Source organism: Paracoccus denitrificans, assembly GCF_900100045.1.
Lineage (GTDB): Bacteria > Pseudomonadota > Alphaproteobacteria > Rhodobacterales > Rhodobacteraceae > Paracoccus > Paracoccus denitrificans.
Genome location: NZ_FNEA01000018.1, coordinates 91,389 through 113,335, shown reverse-complemented (window position 1 = coordinate 113,335; position 21,947 = coordinate 91,389). Strand labels below are relative to the sequence as shown.

Sequence of the window (21,947 nt, the reverse complement as noted above, 5' to 3'; positions counted from 1 at the left end):
CAAAGGCCGCCCCATTTGGGGCGGCCTGCTTTTTTCACCCGGTTGTGGGCTTGTTTACATCATGCCGCCCATGCCGCCCATGTCGGGCATGCCGCCTGCGGGGGCCTTGGGCTCGGGCTTTTCGGCGATCATCGCCTCGGTGGTGATCAGCAGGCCGGCCACGGACGCGGCGTCCTCCAGCGCGGTGCGCACCACCTTGGCCGGGTCGATGACGCCGAACTTGAACATGTCGCCATATTCCTCGGTCTGGGCGTTGAAGCCGAAGGCCTTGTCCGAGGACTCGCGCACCTTGCCGGCCACCACGGCGCCGTCGACGCCGGCATTCTCGGCGATCTGGCGCATCGGCGCCTCCAGCGCGCGGCGGATGATGGCGATGCCGGCATCCTGGTCCGAGTTCGCGCCGCTCAGGCCCTCGAGCACCTTGGCACCCTGCACCAGCGCCACGCCGCCGCCGACCACGATGCCTTCCTGCACCGCCGCCCGGGTCGCGTTCAGCGCGTCGTCGACGCGGTCCTTGCGCTCCTTGACCTCGATCTCGGTCATGCCGCCGACGCGGATGACGGCGACGCCGCCGGCCAGCTTGGCCACGCGCTCCTGCAGCTTCTCGCGGTCGTAGTCCGAGGTGGTCTCCTCGATCTGCTGGCGGATCTGCGACACCCGCGCCTCGATCTCGGCCTTCTCGCCGGCGCCGTCGACGATGGTGGTGTTGTCCTTGTTGATCGAGACCTTCTTGGCCCGGCCCAGCATGTCGATGGTGACGTTCTCAAGCTTCATGCCCAGGTCTTCCGAGATCACCTGGCCGCCGGTCAGGATGGCGATGTCCTGCAGCATGGCCTTGCGGCGGTCGCCGAAGCCCGGAGCCTTGACGGCGGCGATCTTCAGCCCGCCGCGCAGCTTGTTCACGACCAGCGTCGCCAGCGCCTCGCCCTCGACGTCCTCGGCCACGATCAGCAGCGGCTTCTGCGACTGGATCACCGATTCCAGCAGCGGCACCATCGGCTGCAGCGAGCTGAGCTTCTTCTCGTGCAGCAGGATGTAGGCATCCTCCAGCTCGGCGATCATCTTGTCGGCATTGGTCACGAAATAGGGCGAGAGGTAGCCGCGGTCGAACTGCATGCCTTCGACGACCTCGACCTCGGTCTCCATGCCCTTGTTTTCCTCGACGGTGATCACGCCCTCGTTGCCGACGCGCTGCATCGCCTCGGCGATCTGCTGGCCGATGAAGCTCTCGCCGTTGGCCGAGATGGTGCCGACCTGCGCCACTTCCGAGCTGTCGTTCACCGGGCGGGCGGCGGATTTGATCGCCTCGACCACCTTGGCGGTCGCCACGTCGATGCCGCGCTTGAGGTCCATCGGGTTCATGCCGGCGGCAACCGCCTTCAGGCCCTCGCGCACGATGGCCTGGGCCAGAACGGTGGCGGTGGTGGTGCCGTCGCCGGCCTCGTCATTGGTGCGCGACGCGACTTCGCGCACCATCTGCGCGCCCATGTTCTCGAACTTGTCGGAAAGCTCGATCTCCTTGGCGACCGAGACGCCGTCCTTGGTGATCCGCGGCGCCCCGAAGGACTTGTCGATCACCACGTTGCGCCCCTTCGGGCCAAGCGTCACCTTGACCGCATCGGCCAGGATGTTCACGCCCTTCAGCATCCGGTCACGCGCGTCGCTGTTGAACTTAACTTCTTTCGCAGCCATTTCGAAATCGCTCCTAGAATGGGTTATCGGAAGGGGACGATCAGGCGATGATGCCCAGGATGTCGCTTTCCTTCATGATCAGCAGCTCTTCGCCGTCGACCGTGACCTCGGTGCCCGACCATTTGCCGAAGAGCACCCGGTCGCCGGCCTTGACCGCGGGCGCGATCAGTTCGCCAGAATCCTTGCGCGCGCCTTCGCCAACGGCGATGATTTCGCCCTCGGCCGGTTTCTCCTTGGCGCTGTCGGGGATGATCAGCCCGCCCTTGGTCTTTTCGTCCGACTGGACGCGACGGACCAGAACACGGTCATGCAGCGGTTTGAAAGCCATTGTAGAACACTCCGGTGTTTCAGGTTGCAGTGTTGCAGCTGTTGGCACTCGGCTCGGGTGAGTGCCAATGACGCCCATCTAGGCGCGCGACCGCGGCCTGTCAACGCCTTGCCACGGCTTTACCGCGATTTGTTCCGCGTGCTAGGCTGCCCGCGCCAGGGTCCGGGGATTTTGGCTGGGATTTCAAGGGGCATTGCCGCGGCGCGGCGCAGGCTTCAGTCAGGATGGCGGATGGTCGAGGCGGATTTGACGCGGGAATCGGATGGGAGCGGCAAGAGGCTGTCCGTTCTGTTGCTGGCGGATGATTGCAACCCGGAATGGCCCTCGTTGCCGATCGTGGGCTACAAATACGCCCTCGCGCTTGGCCGGGTGGCCCGCGTCGTGGTCGCCACCCATGTCCGCAACCGCGAGAACATCCTCAAGGCCGCGCCGCAGGGGGTCGAGTTCGTCTTTCTGGACAATGAGCGCATCGCCTCGCCGCTCCACAAGCTGGCGCTCTGGCTGCGCGGCGGCAGCGAGGTGGCCTGGTCCACCAACATGATCATGCAATACCTGCCCTATCTCGCCTTCGAGCGCGAGGCGTGGAAGCATTTCCGCAAGGCGCTGCGGGCGGGCGAGTTCGACCTGGTGCATCGCATCACCCCGATGACGCCCACGCTGCCCAGCTATATCGCGGGCAAGCTGGCGGTGCCCTTCGTCATCGGCCCGCTGAACGGCAACCTGCCCTGGCCGCGCGAGTTCCGCAGCGAGCAGAAGCGCGAGCGCGAGCGGCTGCGCGTGTTGCGCGACGTCGCCAAGCACCTGCCCTATGCGCGCGGCACCTATCGTAATGCCGCGCTGGTGCTGGCGGGGTTCGAGCATACGATGCGCGAGCTGCGGCCGCTGGCGCCGGGCCGCGTGGTGAACTTCCCCGAGATCGGCTATGACCCGGCGATCTTTCACGCCGCGCGCAAGGTGCCGGCCTTTGGCGGGCCGGGGCCCTATCGCTTTCTCTTTGCGGGCCGGCTGGTGCCCTACAAGCTGCCCGACGTCGCGGTGCTGGCCTTTGCCGGGGCACCGGAGCTGGCCGGCCACAGCCTGCATATCGTCGGCGACGGTCCCGAGATGCCGCGGCTGCGCGAAATCGTGGCGCAGCACGGGCTGGAGGATACCGTGCATTTCGAGGGCCGCCGCAGCCAGGCCGAGCTGGCCGGGATGATGCGCGATTTCGACGGCTTCGTCTTTCCCTCGATCCGCGAACTGGGCGCGGGCGTGGTGATCGAGGCCATGGCCTGCGGCATGACCTGCTTCGTCGCCGATTACGGTGCGCCGGGCCACCTGGCGGGCCGGGGGCGCGGCGTGACCGTGCCGATCCGCGACCATTCCGGCTATGTGGCGCAATTCCGGCAGGTGCTCGCCGGGGCGGTGGCCGATCCCGCCACCGCGGCCGCTCGGGCGGCAGCCGGGCAGGGCTATGCCGAGGCCCTGTATCCCTGGGATCGCAAGGCGCAAGAGACGCTGGCCTATTACCGCGACCTGCTGGCCGGGCGGCCGGTGCAAGACCGGGGGGATTACGATTGAGCCTGCGCCGACGCCTGGCTGCGCTTGGCGCCGCCCTTCTTGCCGCCGCGACCCTGGCCCTGCCTGCGGCGGCGGCTCGGGAATGCGTGGGGCAGAACCTGTTCGAGCGGATGCCCCCCGAGCGGCTGGCCGAGCTTGATGCCGCGGCCGAGGGCGTGCCTTATCGCCAGGGCCTGTTCTGGCGTGCCGAGAAGGACGGGCAGCGGGTCACGCTGCTTGGCACCTATCACTTCGCCGATCCGCGCCACGACCTGACCATGGACCGCTTCGGCCCCGAGATCGACGAGGCCGCCCTGCTGATGGTCGAGGCCGGCCCCGAGGAAGAGGAGAGGCTGACCCGGGCCATGACAGCGGATCCGACCTTGCTGGTCGATCCCGACGGCCCGACGCTGCCCGAGCGCTTTACGGATGCCGAGTGGAAGTCGCTTTCGGCCGCCCTCGAGGCACGCGGCCTGCCGGCGGTGATCGCCAGCCGGTTGCGGCCCTGGTATGTGGCGGTCATGCTGGGGGTCTCGCCCTGCATGATGCGGGTAATCGAGGAGCGCGGCGATCCCGGCGGGCTGGACCACCTGCTGGTGGAACGCGCCGAGGCCGCGGCGGTGCCGGTCCGGGCGCTGGAACCCTGGGACACCGTCTTCACCCTGTTCGAGGGCATGACCCCGCGCGAGGAGGAGGACATGATCCGCGCCGCCATGCCTGCCGCCGAATATGCCGACGATTACGCGGTGACGCTGGCGGATGCCTATTTCTCGGGCGACAGCTGGATGATCTGGGAATTCGGCCGGTTCGACGCCTATGACAATTCCGGCCTGACCCGGGACGAGGTCGACGAGCAGATGCGGCTGGCGCAGGAAAAGCTGATGGACCGGCGGAACGAAAGCTGGATCGAACCCATTGAGCGGGCAGCGGCCGAGGCTGCCGCGCAGGGCAAGGGCGTGGTGATCGGCTTTGGCGCGCTGCACCTGCCGGGCGATCATGGCGTGCTGCGACTTCTGGAAAACAGGGGCTGGACCATCAGCCCGGTCACGGTGGAGGGGATAGGCGATGGCGGATGAGCTTTGGCGCGAGGAACGCGAATTCTGGCTGGCCGGCGTGGCCGAGGCGGCACGCAAGCTTGACGGCTCCTGCCTGATGGCCTTTGCGTCCAAGGGCATCATGAACCGCGCCGCCGTGGTCGCCGCGCTGCAATCCGCCCCGCGCTGGCAAGAGGTGACCCTGGCCGACCGCGCCAGCATCGAGACCGACGAGGTCTGCGTGCTGGCCTATCACGCCACGGCCCGCCGCGCCGGGGCCGACACCTATCGCGCGCTCTGCACCACCACCTGGATCCGCCGCGCCGGCGACTGGCGCATCCTGCAACACCAGCAGACCCCGGTCTGATGCTGCAGGACCTGCGCAGGCACCTGCGCTTCCTGCTGAGCTTTGCGCTTGGCCTTGCCGCGGGGCTGGCGCTTTACCGGATGCAACTCGTGGACAGGCTGCTGATCTTTTCGGTGCTGTTCTGCGCCGGCTATCTGGTGCTGACCGGGTTGCTGATGCGCGGCATCAGCGCCCAGATCCTGCGCGGCCAGGCCGACCGCGACGACGAGGGCATGATCCTGATCGTGCCGCTGGCCGTCGGCGCCGTAGCGATCAGCCTTGCCGCCATCCTGCTGACGATCCGCGACCCCCATGCCGGCATCGCGTTGCGCCCGGTGCTGGCGCTGGCCTCGGTGCCGCTGGGCTGGGTGATGATCCACACCGTCATGGCCTTTCACTATGCCAGCCTGTGGTATGCGCGCGGGCCGGACGGGACCGAGGCGCGGGGCCTGGGCTTTCCCGGCCTTGCCGATGGCGAGGATGCGGGGATCTGGGATTTTCTCTATTACAGCTTCACGCTCGGCATGGCGGCGCAGACCGCCGACGTGACCGCTCTGACCACCCGGATGCGGCGGGTGACGCTGTTCCATTCGGCCTTCGCGTTCTTCTACAACACCGTGCTGCTGGCGCTGGCGGTGAACGCGGCCGTTTCGCTGGGTTGATAGACATTGCCGGGCCGCGCCCCTATAACGCCGGCGAATTTTCCGCCCAAGCTTCAGGGGATCCCCATGATCAAGGTTTTCGGCCACAAGGCACCCGACACCGATTCGACCGGCTCGCCCATCATCTGGGCCTGGTATCTTTCCGAGGTGCGCAAGACCCCGGCGAAACCCGTGCTGCAGGGCGAGCCGAACACCGAGGCCGCCTGGATGCTGGCGAAATGGGGCCTCGATATGCCCGAGATCATCGCGGACGTGGCGCCGGGCGAGCAATGCGTGGTGGTGGACACCAACAACCCGGCCGAACTGCCCGCCTCGCTGGGCGAGGCCGACGTGATCGAGATCATCGACCACCACCTGCTGGCCGGCGGCATCAGGACGCGGCTGCCGATCAACATCACCATCCGCCCGCTGGCCTGCACCGCGACGATCATGCACGACCTGATCGGCGACGAGGATCTGGCCCGCGCGCCGCGGGGCGTGAAGGGCGCGATGCTGACCTGCATCCTGTCGGACACGCTGGAATTCCGCAGCCCGACCACCACGCCGCATGACCGCTTCGTCGCCGAGAAGATCGCCAGGGACCTGGGCGTCTCGATCCCCGAATACGCGGCCGAGATGTTCGCGGCCAAGTCGGACGTGTCGGCCTTTACCGAGGAAGCCCTGCTGCGCATGGACAGCAAGGAATACGAGCTCGGCGGCAAGCAGCTGCGAGTCTCGGTGCTGGAGACCACCGCGCCGCAGGTCCTGCTGGACCGCAAGGATGCGCTGATCGCCGCCATGCCGGCCGTGGCCGCCGCCGACGGCGCCGACGAGGTGCTGCTGTTCATCGTCGACATCCTGAACGAAGAAGCCACCCTGCTGGTGCCGAACGATTTCGTGAAGCAGGTGGCCGAGAAAAGCTTCAACGCCACGGTTTCGGGCGACAGCGTGGTGCTGCCCGGCGTCATGTCGCGCAAGAAGCAGATCATCCCGGCTCTGGCCGTCTGACCCGAGGGCCGTTTCATGACGCAGATCATCCGCTCGCTCGACGAGATTGCGCCGAATTACGACGTTCTCTTCTGTGATCTCTGGGGCTGCCTGCACAATGGCGTCGCGGCCTTTCCGGCCGCCGTCGCCGCCTTGCAGGACTTTCGCGCCCAGGGCGGGCGGGTGGTGCTGCTGACCAACGCGCCGCGGCCGCAGCAATACGTGGCCGCGCAGCTGGACCGCATGGGTGTGCCGCGCGACGCCTGGGACGCCATCGTCAGCTCGGGCGATGCGGCGCAGGACGCGATGTTCGCGGGCGCCGTCGGCCGCCGGGTCTGGGCCATCGCCCAGCCCAAGGACGAGGGCTTCTTCACCGATATCCCCGAGGAGTGGCGCGACGCCCCGCCGATCACCCGCGTGCCGCTGGACGAGGCCGAGGGTATCGTCTGCTGCGGGTTGTTCGACGACCTGACCGAAGTGCCCGAGGACTATCGCGGCCGGCTGATGCTGGCGCGCGAACGCGGGCTCACGCTGCTTTGCGCCAATCCCGACGTGGTGGTGGACATGGGCGAGAAGCGGCTTTACTGCGCCGGCGCCCTGGCCGAGCTTTACGAGGATCTGGGCGGCACCTCGCTTTATTTCGGCAAGCCGCATCCGCCGATCTACGACCTCGCGCGCCGCCGGCTGGGGCTGGACGACAATGCCCGCATCCTGGCCATCGGCGACGGCATCGCCACCGACATAGCCGGCGCGGCGGGCGAGGGGCTGGATGCGCTGTTCATCACCGGCGGCCTTGCCTTCGACCAGTTCGGCCCGGATGTGGAAAACCCCGATCCGGCGCGGCTTGCCGAATGGCTGGCGCTGCGCGCCCAGGATCCGGCCTATAGCATCGGCCGGCTGCGCTGAACGGTTCGGTAACAATCAGTCTCCCCAGCTGGTGATGGCGTTATTTTGTTGCGCGCCCGTGGTTTTGCTGCTATGCAGCATGAAGCCACTCACCGGGAGCATTGAATGATGCTGGACAACCTGCCGCGCGGCACGATCGTCATCGAGGATCTCGAGGTCGGGATGATGCGCTACCTCCAGAAGGTAGTCACCGACGAGGATATCGAGATGTTCGCCAAGGTCTCGACCGACCGCAATCCAGTGCATCTGGACGAGACCTATGCGCAGGACACCATCTTCGAGGGCCGCATCGCCCACGGCATGCTGACCGCCGGGCTGATCTCGGCGGTGATCGGCGAGCAGCTGCCGGGCCATGGCACGGTCTATCTGGGCCAGACGCTGAAATTCATGGCCCCGGTCCGGCCCGGCGACATGGTGCGCGCCGAGGTCACGGTCGAGGCGATCGACCATGCAAAGCGCCGCGTGACCCTTGCAACCCGCTGCCTCGTCGGCGATACGGTCGTCCTGAAAGGTGAGGCCGTCGTTCTGGCGCCAAGCCGTAAATTCGACTGACAGGGCCGGCCTTCGGCCCATCGGGGGCCCGATTGCGCATCCATCACGACTGGAAAGCTCTGCCGCTCGATGCCCGCGGGGCCACCGTCGCCATGGGCAATTTCGACGGCATCCATCTTGGCCATCGTTCGGTGATCGACGCGGCGCGCGCCGCCTGCGACGCGCCCCTGGGCGTCATCACCTTCGAGCCGCATCCGCGCGAATTCTTCGCACCCGACGCGCCCCCCTTCCGGCTGATGAACGTGGAGTCGCGGGCGAACCGGCTGGCCCGGCTAGGGGTGGATCATCTTTACGAACTGCCCTTCGACGCCGTGCTGGCGGGGCTTGCGCCCGAATCCTTTGCGCGCGAGGTGCTGGTCGAGGGCCTGGGCGTGCGCCATGTCACCGTGGGCACCGATTTCTGCTTTGGTCGCAAGCGTTCGGGCGATGCGCAGACGCTGGCCCGGCTGGGGCGCGAGATGGGCTTCGGCGTCACCGTCGCGCCGCTCATCGGCGACGGCGCGGTGCAATACAGCTCGACCGCCATCCGCAAGGCGCTGGCCGAGGGCCGCACCCGCGATGCCGAGCGGATGCTGGGCCATTGGCACCGCATCGACGGCGAGGTGCTGCATGGCGACAAGCGCGGCCGCGACCTGGGCTATCCGACCGCGAACATGGGGGTGGACGGGTTGCACCTGCCGGCGCTTGGCATCTATGCCGTGCTGGTCGACGTGCTGACCGGGCCGGACCGCGGCAGCTACAAGGGCGTGGCCAGCCTTGGCGTGCGCCCGATGTTCGGCGAGAACCGGCCCAACCTGGAAGTGCATATCTTCGATTTCGCGGCCGATCTTTACGGCCAGCACCTGTCGGTCGCGCTGGTCGAATACCTGCGCCCCGAGGCGAAGTTCGACAGCCTCGAGGCACTCGTCTCGCAGATGGACCGCGACAGTGCCCGGGCGCGCGAGATCCTGGCGACCCGCTGATGCGCGAGCGATTCTGGGAACTGCCGCTGGCACGGCTCGACAAGGAGGAATGGGAGGCGCTTTGCGACGGCTGCGGCAAATGTTGCCTCAACAAAATCGAATACGAGGATACCGGCGAGCTGGCCTTTACCCGTGTCGCCTGCCGGTTGCTGGACGGCCAGACCTGCCAATGCTCCAGCTATCATAACCGCCACGATTTCGTCCCCGATTGCGTCGTCCTGACCCCGAAAAAGCTCAAGGAGATCGCCTGGTGGCTGCCCTCGACCTGCGCCTACAGGTTGCGCGCCGAGGGCAAGCCGCTCTACGACTGGCACTATCTGATCTCGGGGGATCGCGAATCGGTGCATCGCGCCGGCGCCTCGGTGCGCGGCTGGACCGTCAGCGAGCTTTCCGTGACCGAGGACGACTGGGACGAGCATATCATCGAGGATCTTTCATGAATTTTGCCTCGGACAATGCGGGCGGCGTGCATCCCCGCATCATGGCGGCGCTGGCGGCCGCGAACGAGGGTCATGTGACCTCTTACGGCGGGGACGCCATCACCCGCGCCGCGCAGGACCGGCTGCGTGAGCTGTTCGACGCCCCCGAGGCGGCGGTGCATTTCGTGGCCTCGGGCACGGCGGCCAATGCGCTGTCGCTGTCGCTGTTGTCGCCCGGCTGGGGCAAGGTCTTCTGCCATGCCGATGCGCATGTGCAGACCAGCGAAACCGGGGCGCCGGAATTCTTTACCGGCGGGGCCAAGCTGGTGCCGATCCCGGGTGCCGGCGGCAAGATCACGCCCGAGGCGCTGGCCGAGGCCCTGCTGGCCAATGGCCGCGATTCGGTCCATGCCGGGCGCAATGCCGCGCTGACGCTGACCAATGCCACCGAATGGGGCACGGTCTACAGTCCCGACGAGGTGGAGCCCCTTGCCGCCATCGCCTGCGATGCGGGGCTGGGCCTGCATATGGACGGCGCGCGCTTTGCCAATGCGCTGGCCGGCCTGGACGTGGCGCCCGCCGATCTGACCTGGCGTGCCGGCGTCGACATCCTGTCTCTGGGCGGCACCAAGAACGGCTGCATGGGCGTCGAGGCGGTGCTGATCTTCGATCCCGCGCGCTCCGAGGAGTTCGAGTTTCGCCGCAAGCGTGCCGGGGCGCTGGTCTCGAAGCATCGCTATCTCTCGGCGCAGATCCTGGCCTGGCTGGAGGGCGATCTGTGGCTGCAACTGGCCCGCCACGCCAATGCCATGGCGCATGAACTGGCGCTGGGTCTGGCGCGGCTGCCCGGCGTGCGCATCGACCAGCGCGTCGAATCGAATGCGGTCTTCGCCACCATCCCGTCCGAGTTGCATCGCCGCGCCTGCGAGGCGGGGATCGGCCATCACCTCTGGCCCCATACCCAGGACGCGGCAGAGGACGAGCCGGTCTCGATCCGGCTGGTCTGCGGCTGGGACACGCGGATCGAGGACGTGACCGGCGCCTTGCAGGCGCTGGCCTAGCGCAGCGCCGCCCTGAGCAGCGCCAGCGCGTGCTCGACGGTGGCGGCGCGGACCTCGGCCCGGCCGCGCGGGCCGAACTCCACCGTCTCGGTCCTGACGCCAAGGGCATTGGCGATGCCGAAGCAGACGCGGCCCTCGGGCTTCCTCTCGGACCCGCCCGGCCCGGCGATGCCGGTCACGGCGACGGCGATGCCCGCCTGCGAACGGGCCAGCGCGCCGGCCGCCATCTCGGCCGCGATTTCCTCGCTGACGGCGCCATGGGCCTCCAGCGTCTCGGGGCGGATGCCCAGCATCTCGACCTTGGCGGCGTTGGAATAGGTGACGAAACCCCGGTCCACCGCATCCGACGAGCCCGGCACATCGGTCAGCCGCCCGACGATCAGCCCGCCGGTGCAGCTTTCGGCGGTGGCGATCATCACCCCGCGCCTGCGGGCGAGTTCCAGGATCTCGGCGGGATCGGTCACGGCAGCATCGGCTCCAGCACGGCATGGTAAAGCCCCGCCAGGATGACCGAGGTAATGCCGGCGAACAACCCGGCCCAGAGGTCGTCCAGCATCACCCCCGTGGCGCCGCCGCGCCGGTCGGCCCGGCCGACCAGCCAGGGTTTCCAGATGTCGAACAGCCGGAACAGCAGGAAGGGCGCGACGAAACCCGGCCAGGCGGCAAGGATCGACACGCCCTTCTGCGCCAGCGGAATGACGGTGAAGCACATGGCCAGCCATTGCCCGGCGACCTCGTCGATGACGATCCAGGACGGATCCTTGTCGGCGCTGCCTTCCAGCACCCGCGGCACCGCCCAGAAGCCCAGCAGCGTCGCCAGCACGAAACCGGCCGGCACCAGCATCGGGTGCAGCCACTCATAGGCCGCTACCCCCAGCGCCACGGCGGCGGCCGAGCCCCAGGTGCCGGGCGCAGGCCGCAGATGGCCGGTGCCGAAGAAGCCCGCGATCAGCTTGTCCATGATTACCCCTTGCTACCCCTTGACCAATGTGGCGGTGGCGATGGAGGCGATGCCTTCCTCGCGCCCGGTAAAGCCCAACCGTTCCGATGTGGTGGCCTTGACGCTGACCCGGTCGGGCTCGACGCCGATGATCTCGGACAGCCGCAGCGCCATGGCGCCGGCATGGGGGCCGACCTTGGGCCGCTCGCAGATCAGCGTCACGTCGGCATTCGAGATCTCATAGCCCATCTGCCGGGCCAGCATCGCGGCATGGCGCAGGAAGATATGGCTTTCCGCGCCCTTCCATTGCGGGTCCGAGGGCGGGAAGTGCCGGCCGATATCGCCCTGCGCCAGCGCGCCGTAGATCGCGTCGGTCAGGGCATGCATGCCGACATCGGCGTCGGAATGGCCCAAGAGTGCCTTGTCATGCGGGATCTTCACCCCGCAAAGCCAGACATGGTCGCCCGTGGTGAAGGCATGCACGTCGAAACCGTTGCCAAGCCGGATGTCCATCGCGTCCCCCAGGATACGCTCGGCCCGGGCGAAGTCGCCGGGCCAGGTCAGTTTCAGATTGTCCTCGTCGCCCGGCGTCACCGTGACCGGCAGGCCGGCGCGGATCGCCAGTTCCACGTCGTCCGCCGCGCCCTCGGGATGGGCGCGATGCGCGGCAAGGATGGCGTCCAGCGCGAAACCCTGCGGGGTCTGGGCGCGAAACAGCCCCTCGCGGCTGGCGGTGGCGGTGACGCACCCGTCCTGGGCCCGCCACAGCGCGTCGGTGACGGGCAGGGCGGGGGCGGCGGCCGGGGCGCCGGATTGCAGCGCCTCGATGACGCCCCCGATCACGCGGCGCGAGACCAGCGGCCGGGCGCCGTCATGGATCAGCACATGGGTCACGCCGCTGCCCTCGAGGCTTTCCAGCGCCGCGCGCACGCTGTCGCTGCGCGTGGCGCCGCCCGCGACCAGCACCACGGGGCCGGAAAGCTCGGCCACGCCGCGCGCCATGTCCTCGGGCGCCAGCGTCACCACGACGCGGGGAAAGCCGGCAAAGGCGGCGATGCTGCGCTCCAGCACGCTTTGCCCGGCAAGGGGGCGCCATTGCTTGGGCGGGCCGTCGCCGGCGCGGGTGCCGCGGCCGGCGGCGGTGATGATGGCGGCATATGTGGCGGGTATCGTCATGGCCGCCAGATTTAGGTCAGCCGCCGCCCCGAGGCAATCGCCGCCGGGCAGGCGTTTCGTCGCGGCCAAAAGACGCAGCCGGCAGTAGCCCATGGCGCGTCTTCTGCGTATAAGGACGCCGAGCCTGCCATTCTGCCAAGGATCCCTGCCATGACCGACCCCGCCATCGCCGACCTTTCCAAGGATGCCGCCGCCCGTGCCGCCGTGGCGCTGGTCGAACCGGGGATGCGGCTGGGCCTGGGCACTGGCTCGACCGCCGCGATCTTCGTGCGCCGCCTCGCACAGCGGGTCAGCGAGGAGGGGTTCGCGCTGCGTTGCGCCGCGACCTCGAAGGCGACGGCCGAGCTTGCGACCTCGCTGGGGCTGGGGGTCGAGGAACTGGACGAGATCGGCTGGCTGGACCTGACCATCGACGGCGCCGACGAGGTTGACCCGGACCTGAACCTGATCAAGGGCGGCGGTGCGGCGCATCTGCGCGAAAAGATCGTCGCCACGGCCTCGGAGCGCATGGTGGTCATCGCCGACCAGGGCAAGGTCGTGGACCGGCTGGGCCAGTTCCACCTGCCGGTCGAGGTGATTCCCTTCGGCTGGCAGGCGACGCGCAAGCTGATCCAGCGCGCGCTGGACCGGCTGGACCTGACCCAGCGCCCGATCCTGCTGCGCAAGCGCGGCGATGCGCCGCTGCGCACCGACGAGGGCAACCTGATCCTGGACCTCGCGCTCGAGGCCATCCCGGATGCCGAGGCGCTGGCGGCCGAGCTGTCTTCGATCGCCGGGGTGGTTGAACATGGGCTGTTCCTGAATATCTGCGAACTTGCGATCATCGGCTGCCCGGACGGCTCGGTGGTCGAGTTGCGGCGCGAGGACATGGCATGAAATTCGACTACGACCTTTTCGTCATCGGCGGCGGCTCGGGCGGGGTGCGCGCGGCGCGGATCGCGGCCAGCGAATACGGCGCCCGCGTCGGCCTGGCCGAGGAAAGCCGGATGGGCGGCACCTGCGTCATCCGCGGCTGCGTGCCCAAGAAGCTGATGATCTTTGCCTCGCAGGCCGGGGCGGCGGCCGCCGAATCGCGCGGCTACGGCTGGCAGGGGGCCGGCGAGGGCCGCTTCGACTGGGCCGAGTTCCACGGCAAACTGGGGCGCGAACTCGACCGGTTGGAGGGTGCCTATACCTCGGGTCTGGTCAATGCCGGGGTCGAGGTCCACATGCAGCGCGCCCGGCTGCACGACGCCCATACGGTCGAGCTGGCGGACGGCCAGCGCCTGACGGCCAAGCATATCCTGATCGCCATCGGCGGGCGGCCGCAGCGGCCCGACATTCCGGGCAAGGAACTGGGGCTGATCTCGGACGACCTGTTCACGCTGGAGAAACTGCCCGGTCGGGTGCTGGTGGTGGGCGGCGGCTTCATCGCCTGCGAATTCGCCACCATCCTGCAGGGGCTGGGCAGCGCCACGGTGCTGGCCTATCGCGGCGACGCGGTGCTGCGCGGCTTCGACGGCGAGATGCGCCGCCATGTCACCGAGCAGTTGCGCGCCATCGGCGTCGACGTGCGGCTGGGCACCAATCCGGCGCGGCTGGACCGCGAGGGTGCGGGGGTCCGCGTCACCTTCGAGGACGACAGCAGCGAGATCTTCGACGCGGTGATGTTCGCCACCGGGCGCGTGCCCTATACCAAGGGGCTGGGGCTCGAGGATGCCGGCGTCAAGCTGGGCCGCAAGGGCGAGATCGTGGTGGACGAATGGTCGCAAAGCTCGGTCCCCTCGATCTTTGCCGTGGGCGACGTGACCGACCGGGTGAACCTGACGCCGGTCGCGATCCGCGAGGGGCACAGCTTCGCCGACACCGTCTTCGGCGCCCGGCCGCGCAAGGTCGATCATCGGCTGGTGGCCAGCGCCGTCTATACCCGCCCGCATGAACTGGCCACCATCGGCCTGACCGAGGAAGAGGCCGATGCCTGCGGTCCCGCCGATGTCTATGTCGCCAGCTTCCGGCCCATGCGCTCGCTTTTCGCCGGCTCGGATGCGCGGGCGGTGATGAAGCTGATCGTGGATGCGCAGACCGACAAGGTGCTGGGTTGCCACATCTTCGGCCCCGAGGCGGGCGAGATGATCCAGATGATCGCCGTGCCCATGGGCATGGGCGCGACCAAGGCCGATTTCGACGCCGCCATCGCCGTGCACCCGACGCTGGCCGAGGAGCTTGTGACCATGCGCAAGCCTTCGCGCCGGGTGGGGGCGGCAAATCTGGACAAACCCGTCGCATCGGCTTGATTTTCCGGCCGAAGGCACCAGTTTCAACCACACAGACGTAAAGCGAGGCACGAGATTTATGGCAGGACAAGGCCCCTGGGGCGGCGGCGGAGATGATGACAAGGGCGGCAGGCAGCCACCGCAGGGCGGCGGCCAGCGCCCCTGGGGCAGCCCGGGGGGCGGCAAGGACGACAAGCCGCAGGGGCCGCGCCGCGGCGACCAGATCCCCGAGATCGAGGAACTGGTGCGCAAGGGCCAGGACCGGCTGCGCGTGCTGATGGGCGGCAAGGGGCCGGGCGGCGGCAACCGCGGCGGCGGCCCGCGCCGGCCGCAGGGTCCGCAATTCCAGATGAGCCGCGGCACCTGGGGCATCGCCATCCTCGCCGTGGTGGCGGTCTGGGCCTTTTCCAGCTTCTATACCGTCAAGCCCGAGGAACGCGCGGTCGAGCTTTTGTTCGGCAAGCCCGTGGGCACGGGCGAGCCGGGCCTGAACTTCGCGCCCTGGCCCGTCGTCACCGCCGAGGTGGTGCAGGTCTCGGGCGAGCGGACAACGGAAATCGGCACCGGCCGCGCCGGGCCGATGGATTCGGGGCTGATGCTGACCCGCGACCAGAACATCGTCGACATGGCTTATCAGGTGGTCTGGAACATCTCGGACCCCGAGAAATTCCTGTTCAACCTGGCCGATCCCGACGACACGATCCGCGCCGTCTCGGAATCCGCCATGCGCGACATCGTGGCGCGCTCCGAACTGGCGCCGATCCTGAACCGCGATCGCGGCGCCATCGCCGACGACCTGAAGCTGGCGGTGCAGAACACGCTGAACGATTACGAGGCGGGGATCAACGTGCTGCGCGTCAACCTCGACCGCGCCGACCCGCCGCGTGAGGTGATCGACAGCTTCCGCGAGGTGCAGGCCGCCCAGCAGGAACGCGACCGGCTGGAGAAAGAGGCCGACGCCTATGCGAACCGCGTGCTGGCCAGCGCCCGGGGCGAGGCCGCCGCCGTGATCGAACGCGCCGAAGCCTATCGCGCCGAGGCCGTGAACACCGCCGAGGGCGAGGCCGCGCGCTTCAACTCGGTCTATGACGAATATGTCAAGGCGCCGGAGGTGACACGCCGCCGGATGTATCTGGAAACCATGGAAAAGGTTCTGGGCGGGGTGAACAAGGTCATCCTCGACGGCGAGGCCGGGCAGGGCGTCGTGCCCTATCTGCCGCTGGATCAGCTGCGCAGCGGGGCTGCGGGCGCTCGCAACACCGAGGGGGGGAACCAGTGATGAACCGTGTAATCTCGCTTCTGGCGCTGCCCTTCCTGGTCGTGGTGGCGGTCCTGGTGGTCTCGGCGCTCTATATCGTCGACGTGCGTGAAAAGGCCCTTGTCCTGCGCTTCGGCGAGGTGGTCGAGGTGCGCGAGGAACCGGGCCTTGGCATCAAGGTGCCCTTCCTCGACAATGTGGTGAAATACGATGCCCGCATTCTCGGCCTGCCGACCCCGCCGATGGAGGTTACGCCGCTGGACGACCGCCGGCTGGTGGTCGACGCCTTTGCGCGCTGGCAGATCACCGATGTGGTGCAGTTCCGTCGCGCGGTGGGCTCGGGCGGCATCGAGTTCGCGCAGCGCCGGCTGGAGCCGATCGTGACCAACGCGATCCGGCAGGTGCTGGGCTCGGTGCCCTCGACCACGGTGCTGTCGGACGACCGGACGCCGCTGATGAACCGCATCCGCGACCTGTCGCGCGACGATGCCCGCGACCTGGGCATTCGCGTCATCGACGTGCGCCTGACCCGCACCGACCTGCCCGAGCAGAACCTGACCGCGACCTATGCGAGGATGCGGGCCGAGCGCGAGCGCGAGGCTGCCGACGAGATCGCCCGCGGCGGCGAGGCCGCGCAGCGTGTCCGTGCTGCCGCCGACCGCACCGTGGTCGAGCTGACCTCCGAGGCGCGCAAGCGGGCCGAGGTGGTGCGCGGCGAAGCCGATGCCCGCCGCAACGCCATCTATGCCGGTGCCTTCGGCCGCGATCCCGAGTTCTTTGCCTTCACCCGCTCGATGACCTCCTACGAGCGGGCGCTGCGGGGCGAGAACAGCTCGCTGGTGATCCAGCCGCAGGGCGAGTTCTTCGACTACCTGCGCAACGACGGGGCCGACCGGGCCAATCCGGTGCCGGTGCCCCAGCCGGCTTCGGACGCCACGCCTTCGGACGACGAGTCCGAGACCCAAGGCGCGCTTGAGCCCGGCGAGGCAGTGGCCCCGGCCGAGACCACGCGCGAGGGCGAGCCGCTGGGCGCCGGTGCCGGCGTGACGCTGACGCCGCTGCCCGAATCCCTGGCCGCGCCGCCGCAGGAAGAGCCTGTGGTGCCCCCGGCGCCGCTTCCGGCGGACTGATCCGGGCGCGGGCCCGGGACGGGAAACCGGCCGGAACAGGAAAGCGCAACAGGAAAGGCGGGACGCATCTGCGCCCCGCCTTTTTTCATGTCTCGGCACTTCACGTTCCGGTGTTGGTCACGCGCCGGTCATTCCAGCCCGATCAGCTTGCTGTCCTGCCGCTGCTCCTCTTCGGAGAGTTCGCGCTGCCATTCCCGCCAGATCGAGACCAGCAGCGCCATCAGCACCGGCCCGACGAACAGCCCGACGATGCCCATGGTCTTGACCCCGCCGATCAGGCCGAAAAAGGTCGGCAGGAAAGGCAGCTTGACCGGGCCGCCGACCAGGACCGGGCGGATGGTCTTGTCCACGACGAACAGCTCGCAAGTGCCCCAGACGAACAGCGCCGCCCCCGCGACGGGCGAGCCGCTGGCCACCAGATAGATCGAAACCAGCGTGAAGCTGAGCGGCGCTCCGCCCGGGATCAGCGCCATGAAGCCGGTGATGACCCCGAAGGTCACCGGCGAGGGCACGCCCGCCAGCCAATAGGCGATGCCCAGGATCACCCCTTCGCCGATGGCGATCAGCGTCATGCCGGTCACGGTCGAGCTGATCGTCGCGGGCACCACGCGCGACAGCCTGCTCCAGCGGTCGGGCAGGATGCGGCGTCCGACCTGGTCGATCTGCGCCACGATCTTGTCGCCGTCGCGATAAAGCACGAACAGCGTGATCAGCATGAACAGCAGCGTCAGCGCCAGGTGGAAGGCCAGCGTTCCCGCCGTCACCGCGCCGCGATAGATCGCCCCGATATTCGAGCCGCTGACCAGTTGCACGATCTCGCTGATGCCGCCGGGGCGGCCGATATAGGTCTGCCAGTTCTCGTCCAGCCAGTCGCCGATCTGCGGCAGGTCGACCATCCAGCCCGGTGTCGCGGCACCCGAGCTGTTGACCAGGATCGCCCAGTTGATCCAGTCGCGCAACTCGCGGAAGGCATAGATCAGCGCCATGGCGATGGGGATCAGCAGGAAGCAGACCAGCACCAGCACCAGTGCCGCCGCCGCCCAGGTGCGGCCCAGGTTCAGCTGATGGGCCGCACGCTCGCGCAGCGGCCAGCTGGCCAGCGCGATCACCATGGCGGCCAGCACGGGCACCAGGAAGCCGTGGAAGAAATAGATCGAGGCCGCCACGATGGCCAGCAGCAGCCAGCGTGCGGCCGAGATATTGGTCAGCAAGGGGGGGCGATGCACGCGCAGCCCGACCTGTTTGGGGCTTTGCCGCGGTGCGGCGGGATCGTTCAGCTCTGTCGCGGTCGTGGGTTTCGGCATTTCGCCTGTCGTCATGGTCCCGATCCTGGCTGGGGGCGGGTCGCGCCCTCCCTGCGGCAACGAGATAACATCTCGCCCCCGGCTGCAAGCCGGAATGCCGCGCCATGGCCGGTTGCCTGCGGATTTCGCGGCTCACGATCTTGTGGGAAGCGCGTGACAGGCGCCGCCGCCCGCGCTAGTCTGGCGCCACCAAGGGGAGCCCCGGCAAGGGGCTGAGAAACCGCTGGCCTCGATCGTCCCGGCGACGGGCGGCGCGGTGACCCTTTGAACCTGACCCGGATCATGCCGGCGGAGGAATGGGACAGATGCACCTGCCTTTTGCCGGCCTCACCGCGAGGCCGCCCGCACCGACGGTCTCGCCCCAAGCCATGAGGGCATGATGACCGAAACCTTCTTCGAGACCCTGCGCGGCGAATGCGCGACCGATTGGTCCGCCGCCGTGAACCATCGCTTCGTGCGAGAGCTTTGCGACGGCAGCATCGCGGATGCGGCGATGGCGCGCTATCTGGTGCAGGACCACCGCTTTCTCGATGCCTTCCTGACGCTTTTGGGTGCGGCCATCGCCTCGGCCGACCGTTTCGAATCGCGGCTGCGTTTCGGGCGCTTCGCCGGCATGGTCTCGGGCGAGGAGAACGACTATTTCCTGCGCGCCTTTGCCGCGCTTGGCGTCAGCGCGGCGGATCGCGCCGCCATTCCCGACAGCGCCCCTACCGCGGGCTTTCAGGCGCTGATGCGCGAGGCGGCGGCGACGCGCGCCTATCCGGCCGTTCTGGCGGTGCTGAACGTGGCCGAGGGGCTTTACCTCGACTGGGCCATGCGCGCGTCCCGGCCGCTGCCGGAGAACTTCGTCCATGCCGAATGGATCACGCTGCACGACAATCCCTTCTTCCGCGATTTCGTGGGCTTCCTGCGGGACGAGTTCGACCGCGTCGGGCCCGAGGCGGCGGATCAGGCGCGGGACTTCTTCAGCCGTGCCGTCCGGCTTGAGCGGGAATTTTTCGATGATGCCTACGCGGGCTAGCGATCAATCCTCGATGATTTCCACATCGGGCGGGCTGCCGGGCGGTCCGCTTTCCCGATAATCCAGTACGATGCGCAAAAGCCCGGCCGGAGCCAGCCGCTCGGATGTGTGGCGCATCTCGGCCAGGCTCCACCAGCGGAATTCGCGGATGGTGGCGGCCTCGGGGGCGTTCTGGATCGCCGGCGTGAAATCCGGGGTCTCGATCAGGAAATAATCCTCGGACTGCCGCCAGCGCTGCTGGTGCAGCGTCATCGCCACGCGTCGCCTCCAGACCAGCGGGCCGATGGCGGGCAGGGCGAAGCCCAGTTCCTCGGCCAGTTCGCGGCGCAGGGTCTGTTCGGGCGTCTCGCCGGGCTCCGCGCCGCCGCCGGGGGTGATCCACCAGTCGCCGCCGCCGTAATCGACCCGCATCAGCAGCACCCGGTCGTCCGGGGTCAGCAGGATGGCGCGCATGGCCTGTCTGTCGATGATCCGCATGCTCGGCCGCCATGAAAAAGGCCCCGGCCGCGCGGGTCGCGCTCCGGGGCCCCAGATTGGTCAGGACGAGGGTTTACTCGTCGTCATTGTCCGGCACGTCGGCGATGTCTTCCAGCGACATGTCGCCATCGTCATCGTCGTCGTCCAGCAGATCGTCGTCCAGATCGCCGGTGTCGGCGTCATCGTCCAGATCGTCGTCATCGACCAGAGCGGTCCGGTCTTCCTCGCGCGAGGCGGCCTTTTCCGAAATCAGCGAGCGCGAGCGGCCGTTGGTCAGGCTTTCCACCGTGAATTCTGCACCGCAGGCCGGGCAGGTCATCGGGTCGTTCGTCAGGTCGTAAAAGCGCGTCGCGCAATGGGGGCAAAGGCGTTTCGTGCCCCATTCCTCTTTGGGCATGGTGTTCTCTTTCTGCCGCGTTCAGCTAAATCCGCTGTCCCCTGCCACAGCCGGGGCAGGCTGTCAAAGCCTTTTCCCCCTTGCAGGCCGGTAGCGGTGCGGGGGAAACATGGGCAGAGGGGCGGCCCTTCGCAAGATGCGGGAAAATATGGACAGGATTCTGGTCGGAGGCGACATTCCGGTGACGCTGCGGCGCTCGGCCCGCGCGCGTCGCATGACCCTGCGCGTGGCGCGCGCGGGCGGCGAGGTGGTGCTGACCCTGCCCAGCCGCGCCAGCCTGTCCGATGGTCGCGCCTTTGCCGAGTCGCGGGCCGAATGGCTGCGCCAGACCCGGGCCGGGATGCCGCCGCTGCGCCTGGTGGATCATGGCGCCCTGCTGCCCGTCGAGGGCCGCCAGCGGCGGATCCTGCCCCATGGCGGGCGCCGGGTGGAACTGGCGGACGAGGCGCTGCTGGTGCCGCAGGGCCGTCCCCCCGGCGTGCTGGTCGAGACCTGGCTGAAGCATCTGGCGCAGGCACGGCTGATTTCGGCCTGCGGCCGCCATGCCGAGGCGCTGGGGCGGGGCTTTCGCGCGCTCGCGCTGCGCGATACCCGCTCGCGCTGGGGCAGCTGCACCCATGACGGGCGGCTGATGTTTTCGTGGCGGTTGGCCATGGCGCCGCCCGAGGTGTTGGACTATGTCGCCGCGCATGAGGTGGCGCATCTGCTGCATATGGATCACTCCGCCGCCTTCTGGGCCGCGACCGGCCGGTTGAGGCCCGATTATGCGCGCCATCGCGACTGGCTGCGCCAGCATGGGCATGAACTGCTGGCCTGGCGCTTCCGCTCCTGACCGGGGCGGCTTGACGGCGGCCGGATTTGTGATCACAGATGGCGCATGACTGTTACGCGTTCCTCGGAAAGTTCGGCCCATGAGCGGCTTTATCGCAACCTGCGCCAGCGCATCATGCTGGGCGAACTGCCGCCGGGGCTGCCCCTGACCCTGCGCGGCATCGCCGCCGAGCATCGCGTCTCGATGACCCCCGCGCGCGAGGCGGTGCGCCGTCTGGTGGCCGAAGGGGCGCTGTCGCTCTCCTCCTCGGGGCGGATCGCCACGCCGGAACTGTCGGTCGAGCGGATCGAGGAACTGGCCGCCCTGCGCGGGCTCATCGAGCCGGAACTGGCCGCTCGCGCCTTGCCGCGCGCCCACCAGGCGCTGATCGAGCGCATGGCCGTCATCAACGCCGCCATCGGCGAGGCGGCCGAGCGTCACGACGCCGTGGGCTACATCCGCACCAATCTGGAGTTCCACCGCCTGCTTTACCTGCGTGCCCAGGCCCCGGCGATGCTGGCCATCGTCGAGACGGTCTGGCTGCAGCTTGGCCCGACCATGCGGGCGCTGTACGGGCGGATGAAGCGCAACGAACCGCCGCGCCATCACCGCATGATCCTGGCCTCGCTGCGGGCCGGGGATGAGCCGGGGCTGCGGCTGGCGGTCCGCGCCGATGTGACGCATGGGCTGCGCCATCTCGGCAGCGCCTGAGGC

General features: G+C 68.5%; 25 protein-coding genes and 1 riboswitch. Of the genes, 17 read left to right on the top strand and 8 right to left on the bottom strand.

The window, feature by feature from the left end; genetic code table 11:
- Positions 1–54: 54 nt before the first annotated feature.
- Both groL and groES read right to left on the bottom strand, forming a co-directional pair.
- The gene (groL, locus tag BLT64_RS16685) at positions 55–1,692 is read right to left on the bottom strand and encodes a chaperonin GroEL (protein ID WP_011749890.1); all 1,638 of its coding nucleotides are present in this window, start codon (positions 1,690–1,692) and stop codon (positions 55–57) included.
- 40 nt (positions 1,693–1,732) lie between these two features.
- Positions 1,733–2,020 (bottom strand): co-chaperone GroES, encoded by a 288-nt coding sequence (groES, locus tag BLT64_RS16680; protein ID WP_019353022.1) that lies wholly within the window; start codon positions 2,018–2,020, stop codon positions 1,733–1,735.
- Positions 2,021–2,251: 231 nt separating this feature from the next.
- Here groES and BLT64_RS16675 point away from each other — a divergent pair, with 231 nt between their 5' ends.
- The 10 genes from BLT64_RS16675 (at position 2,252) to BLT64_RS16630 (ending at position 10,467) form a co-directional block, all read left to right on the top strand.
- On the top strand, positions 2,252–3,580 hold the full coding sequence (locus BLT64_RS16675) for a glycosyltransferase family 4 protein (protein ID WP_011749891.1): 1,329 nt from the start codon (positions 2,252–2,254) through the stop codon (positions 3,578–3,580).
- The gene (locus BLT64_RS16670) at positions 3,577–4,635 is read left to right on the top strand and encodes a TraB/GumN family protein (RefSeq protein ID WP_011749892.1); all 1,059 of its coding nucleotides are present in this window, start codon (positions 3,577–3,579) and stop codon (positions 4,633–4,635) included. Before BLT64_RS16675 ends, BLT64_RS16670 begins: the two co-directional genes overlap by 4 nt.
- Positions 4,625–4,960 carry a nuclear transport factor 2 family protein gene (locus tag BLT64_RS16665; RefSeq protein ID WP_011749893.1) on the top strand — a complete coding sequence of 112 codons (336 nt, stop codon included), beginning with the start codon at positions 4,625–4,627 and terminating at the stop codon, positions 4,958–4,960. Before BLT64_RS16670 ends, BLT64_RS16665 begins: the two co-directional genes overlap by 11 nt.
- The gene (locus BLT64_RS16660; RefSeq protein WP_011749894.1) at positions 4,960–5,601 is read left to right on the top strand and encodes a DUF1345 domain-containing protein; all 642 of its coding nucleotides are present in this window, start codon (positions 4,960–4,962) and stop codon (positions 5,599–5,601) included. Before BLT64_RS16665 ends, BLT64_RS16660 begins: the two co-directional genes overlap by 1 nt.
- A 66-nt stretch (positions 5,602–5,667) precedes the next feature.
- The gene (locus BLT64_RS16655; RefSeq protein ID WP_011749895.1) at positions 5,668–6,588 is read left to right on the top strand and encodes a manganese-dependent inorganic pyrophosphatase; all 921 of its coding nucleotides are present in this window, start codon (positions 5,668–5,670) and stop codon (positions 6,586–6,588) included.
- Positions 6,589–6,603: 15 nt separating this feature from the next.
- Positions 6,604–7,473 (top strand): TIGR01459 family HAD-type hydrolase, encoded by an 870-nt coding sequence (locus BLT64_RS16650; RefSeq protein WP_011749896.1) that lies wholly within the window; start codon positions 6,604–6,606, stop codon positions 7,471–7,473.
- Between the two features lie 108 nt (positions 7,474–7,581).
- Positions 7,582–8,025 carry a MaoC family dehydratase gene (locus tag BLT64_RS16645; RefSeq protein ID WP_041530599.1) on the top strand — a complete coding sequence of 148 codons (444 nt, stop codon included), beginning with the start codon at positions 7,582–7,584 and terminating at the stop codon, positions 8,023–8,025.
- A gap of 32 nt (positions 8,026–8,057) precedes the next feature.
- Positions 8,058–8,987 carry a bifunctional riboflavin kinase/FAD synthetase gene (locus BLT64_RS16640; RefSeq protein WP_011749898.1) on the top strand — a complete coding sequence of 310 codons (930 nt, stop codon included), beginning with the start codon at positions 8,058–8,060 and terminating at the stop codon, positions 8,985–8,987.
- Positions 8,987–9,427, top strand: coding sequence for a YcgN family cysteine cluster protein (locus BLT64_RS16635; protein WP_011749899.1), 441 nt, complete (start codon positions 8,987–8,989; stop codon positions 9,425–9,427). Before BLT64_RS16640 ends, BLT64_RS16635 begins: the two co-directional genes overlap by 1 nt.
- Complete coding sequence (locus BLT64_RS16630) at positions 9,424–10,467, top strand: threonine aldolase family protein (protein ID WP_011749900.1); 1,044 nt, start codon at positions 9,424–9,426, stop codon at positions 10,465–10,467. Before BLT64_RS16635 ends, BLT64_RS16630 begins: the two co-directional genes overlap by 4 nt.
- On the opposite strand, the gene BLT64_RS16625 is transcribed toward BLT64_RS16630, so the two are convergent.
- The 3 genes from BLT64_RS16625 to BLT64_RS16615 are packed head-to-tail and all read right to left on the bottom strand — an operon-like array spanning position 10,464 to position 12,583.
- On the bottom strand, positions 10,464–10,931 hold the full coding sequence (locus BLT64_RS16625) for a CinA family protein (protein WP_041530382.1): 468 nt from the start codon (positions 10,929–10,931) through the stop codon (positions 10,464–10,466). The genes BLT64_RS16630 and BLT64_RS16625 overlap by 4 nt on opposite strands.
- A complete protein-coding gene (locus BLT64_RS16620) occupies positions 10,928–11,428 on the bottom strand; it encodes a phosphatidylglycerophosphatase A family protein (RefSeq protein WP_011749902.1) in 501 nt (166 codons plus the stop codon). Before BLT64_RS16620 ends, BLT64_RS16625 begins: the two co-directional genes overlap by 4 nt.
- Before the next feature lie 12 nt (positions 11,429–11,440).
- Positions 11,441–12,583 (bottom strand): bifunctional 2-C-methyl-D-erythritol 4-phosphate cytidylyltransferase/2-C-methyl-D-erythritol 2,4-cyclodiphosphate synthase, encoded by a 1,143-nt coding sequence (locus BLT64_RS16615; protein WP_041530600.1) that lies wholly within the window; start codon positions 12,581–12,583, stop codon positions 11,441–11,443.
- 141 nt (positions 12,584–12,724) lie between these two features.
- Here BLT64_RS16615 and rpiA point away from each other — a divergent pair, with 141 nt between their 5' ends.
- The 4 genes from rpiA to hflC are packed head-to-tail and all read left to right on the top strand — an operon-like array spanning position 12,725 to position 17,223.
- On the top strand, positions 12,725–13,459 hold the full coding sequence (rpiA, locus tag BLT64_RS16610; protein ID WP_371862669.1) for a ribose-5-phosphate isomerase RpiA: 735 nt from the start codon (positions 12,725–12,727) through the stop codon (positions 13,457–13,459).
- Positions 13,456–14,856 (top strand): glutathione-disulfide reductase, encoded by a 1,401-nt coding sequence (gene gorA / locus BLT64_RS16605; RefSeq protein ID WP_011749905.1) that lies wholly within the window; start codon positions 13,456–13,458, stop codon positions 14,854–14,856. The genes rpiA and gorA overlap by 4 nt, the downstream gene beginning before the upstream one ends.
- 58 nt (positions 14,857–14,914) lie before the next feature.
- Positions 14,915–16,114 (top strand): FtsH protease activity modulator HflK, encoded by a 1,200-nt coding sequence (hflK, locus tag BLT64_RS16600; protein ID WP_011749906.1) that lies wholly within the window; start codon positions 14,915–14,917, stop codon positions 16,112–16,114.
- Positions 16,114–17,223: a protease modulator HflC gene (gene hflC / locus BLT64_RS16595; protein ID WP_011749907.1), complete on the top strand. Its 1,110-nt coding sequence runs from the start codon at positions 16,114–16,116 to the stop codon at positions 17,221–17,223. Before hflK ends, hflC begins: the two co-directional genes overlap by 1 nt.
- A gap of 128 nt (positions 17,224–17,351) precedes the next feature.
- Here the strand turns inward: hflC and BLT64_RS16590 are convergent, their stop codons facing one another.
- Complete coding sequence (locus BLT64_RS16590) at positions 17,352–18,542, bottom strand: AI-2E family transporter (RefSeq protein ID WP_011749908.1); 1,191 nt, start codon at positions 18,540–18,542, stop codon at positions 17,352–17,354.
- 167 nt (positions 18,543–18,709) lie between these two features.
- Positions 18,710–18,841: riboswitch (TPP riboswitch) on the top strand.
- Positions 18,842–18,906: 65 nt separating this feature from the next.
- Here BLT64_RS16590 and BLT64_RS16585 point away from each other — a divergent pair.
- Positions 18,907–19,548 (top strand): TenA family protein, encoded by a 642-nt coding sequence (locus tag BLT64_RS16585; protein ID WP_011749909.1) that lies wholly within the window; start codon positions 18,907–18,909, stop codon positions 19,546–19,548.
- 3 nt (positions 19,549–19,551) lie between these two features.
- Here the strand turns inward: BLT64_RS16585 and BLT64_RS16580 are convergent, their stop codons facing one another.
- Both BLT64_RS16580 and BLT64_RS16575 read right to left on the bottom strand, forming a co-directional pair.
- Positions 19,552–20,025 carry an NUDIX hydrolase gene (locus BLT64_RS16580; protein ID WP_011749910.1) on the bottom strand — a complete coding sequence of 158 codons (474 nt, stop codon included), beginning with the start codon at positions 20,023–20,025 and terminating at the stop codon, positions 19,552–19,554.
- Positions 20,026–20,098: 73 nt separating this feature from the next.
- Positions 20,099–20,422, bottom strand: a complete 324-nt coding sequence (locus BLT64_RS16575) for a TIGR02300 family protein (protein WP_011749911.1) — start codon at positions 20,420–20,422, stop codon at positions 20,099–20,101.
- Positions 20,423–20,570: 148 nt separating this feature from the next.
- Between BLT64_RS16575 and BLT64_RS16570 the strand changes: the two genes are divergently transcribed.
- Entirely contained in the window at positions 20,571–21,254 is a 684-nt protein-coding gene (locus BLT64_RS16570; RefSeq protein WP_011749912.1) for a M48 family metallopeptidase, read from the top strand.
- A gap of 45 nt (positions 21,255–21,299) precedes the next feature.
- Positions 21,300–21,944 (top strand): GntR family transcriptional regulator, encoded by a 645-nt coding sequence (locus tag BLT64_RS16565; protein WP_011749913.1) that lies wholly within the window; start codon positions 21,300–21,302, stop codon positions 21,942–21,944.
- Positions 21,945–21,947 lie beyond the last annotated feature (3 nt).

What these genes read in the sequence shown, in the direction of transcription:
- BLT64_RS16620 (WP_011749902.1), bottom strand. Translation starts at nt 11,428, where the DNA reads ATGGACAAGCTGATCGCGGGCTTCTTCGGCACCGGCCATCTGCGGCCT.
- BLT64_RS16585 (WP_011749909.1), top strand. Translation starts at nt 18,907, where the DNA reads ATGACCGAAACCTTCTTCGAGACCCTGCGCGGCGAATGCGCGACCGAT.
- BLT64_RS16615 (WP_041530600.1), bottom strand. Translation starts at nt 12,583, where the DNA reads ATGACGATACCCGCCACATATGCCGCCATCATCACCGCCGCCGGCCGC.
- groL (WP_011749890.1), bottom strand. Translation starts at nt 1,692, where the DNA reads ATGGCTGCGAAAGAAGTTAAGTTCAACAGCGACGCGCGTGACCGGATG.
- BLT64_RS16590 (WP_011749908.1), bottom strand. Translation starts at nt 18,542, where the DNA reads ATGACGACAGGCGAAATGCCGAAACCCACGACCGCGACAGAGCTGAAC.
- BLT64_RS16565 (WP_011749913.1), top strand. Translation starts at nt 21,300, where the DNA reads ATGACTGTTACGCGTTCCTCGGAAAGTTCGGCCCATGAGCGGCTTTAT.
- BLT64_RS16580 (WP_011749910.1), bottom strand. Translation starts at nt 20,025, where the DNA reads ATGCGGATCATCGACAGACAGGCCATGCGCGCCATCCTGCTGACCCCG.
- hflC (WP_011749907.1), top strand. Translation starts at nt 16,114, where the DNA reads ATGAACCGTGTAATCTCGCTTCTGGCGCTGCCCTTCCTGGTCGTGGTG.
- BLT64_RS16570 (WP_011749912.1), top strand. Translation starts at nt 20,571, where the DNA reads ATGGACAGGATTCTGGTCGGAGGCGACATTCCGGTGACGCTGCGGCGC.
- groES (WP_019353022.1), bottom strand. Translation starts at nt 2,020, where the DNA reads ATGGCTTTCAAACCGCTGCATGACCGTGTTCTGGTCCGTCGCGTCCAG.
- gorA (WP_011749905.1), top strand. Translation starts at nt 13,456, where the DNA reads ATGAAATTCGACTACGACCTTTTCGTCATCGGCGGCGGCTCGGGCGGG.
- BLT64_RS16630 (WP_011749900.1), top strand. Translation starts at nt 9,424, where the DNA reads ATGAATTTTGCCTCGGACAATGCGGGCGGCGTGCATCCCCGCATCATG.
- BLT64_RS16675 (WP_011749891.1), top strand. Translation starts at nt 2,252, where the DNA reads ATGGTCGAGGCGGATTTGACGCGGGAATCGGATGGGAGCGGCAAGAGG.
- BLT64_RS16575 (WP_011749911.1), bottom strand. Translation starts at nt 20,422, where the DNA reads ATGCCCAAAGAGGAATGGGGCACGAAACGCCTTTGCCCCCATTGCGCG.
- BLT64_RS16635 (WP_011749899.1), top strand. Translation starts at nt 8,987, where the DNA reads ATGCGCGAGCGATTCTGGGAACTGCCGCTGGCACGGCTCGACAAGGAG.
- BLT64_RS16665 (WP_011749893.1), top strand. Translation starts at nt 4,625, where the DNA reads ATGGCGGATGAGCTTTGGCGCGAGGAACGCGAATTCTGGCTGGCCGGC.
- BLT64_RS16645 (WP_041530599.1), top strand. Translation starts at nt 7,582, where the DNA reads ATGCTGGACAACCTGCCGCGCGGCACGATCGTCATCGAGGATCTCGAG.
- BLT64_RS16660 (WP_011749894.1), top strand. Translation starts at nt 4,960, where the DNA reads ATGCTGCAGGACCTGCGCAGGCACCTGCGCTTCCTGCTGAGCTTTGCG.
- hflK (WP_011749906.1), top strand. Translation starts at nt 14,915, where the DNA reads ATGGCAGGACAAGGCCCCTGGGGCGGCGGCGGAGATGATGACAAGGGC.
- BLT64_RS16655 (WP_011749895.1), top strand. Translation starts at nt 5,668, where the DNA reads ATGATCAAGGTTTTCGGCCACAAGGCACCCGACACCGATTCGACCGGC.
- BLT64_RS16650 (WP_011749896.1), top strand. Translation starts at nt 6,604, where the DNA reads ATGACGCAGATCATCCGCTCGCTCGACGAGATTGCGCCGAATTACGAC.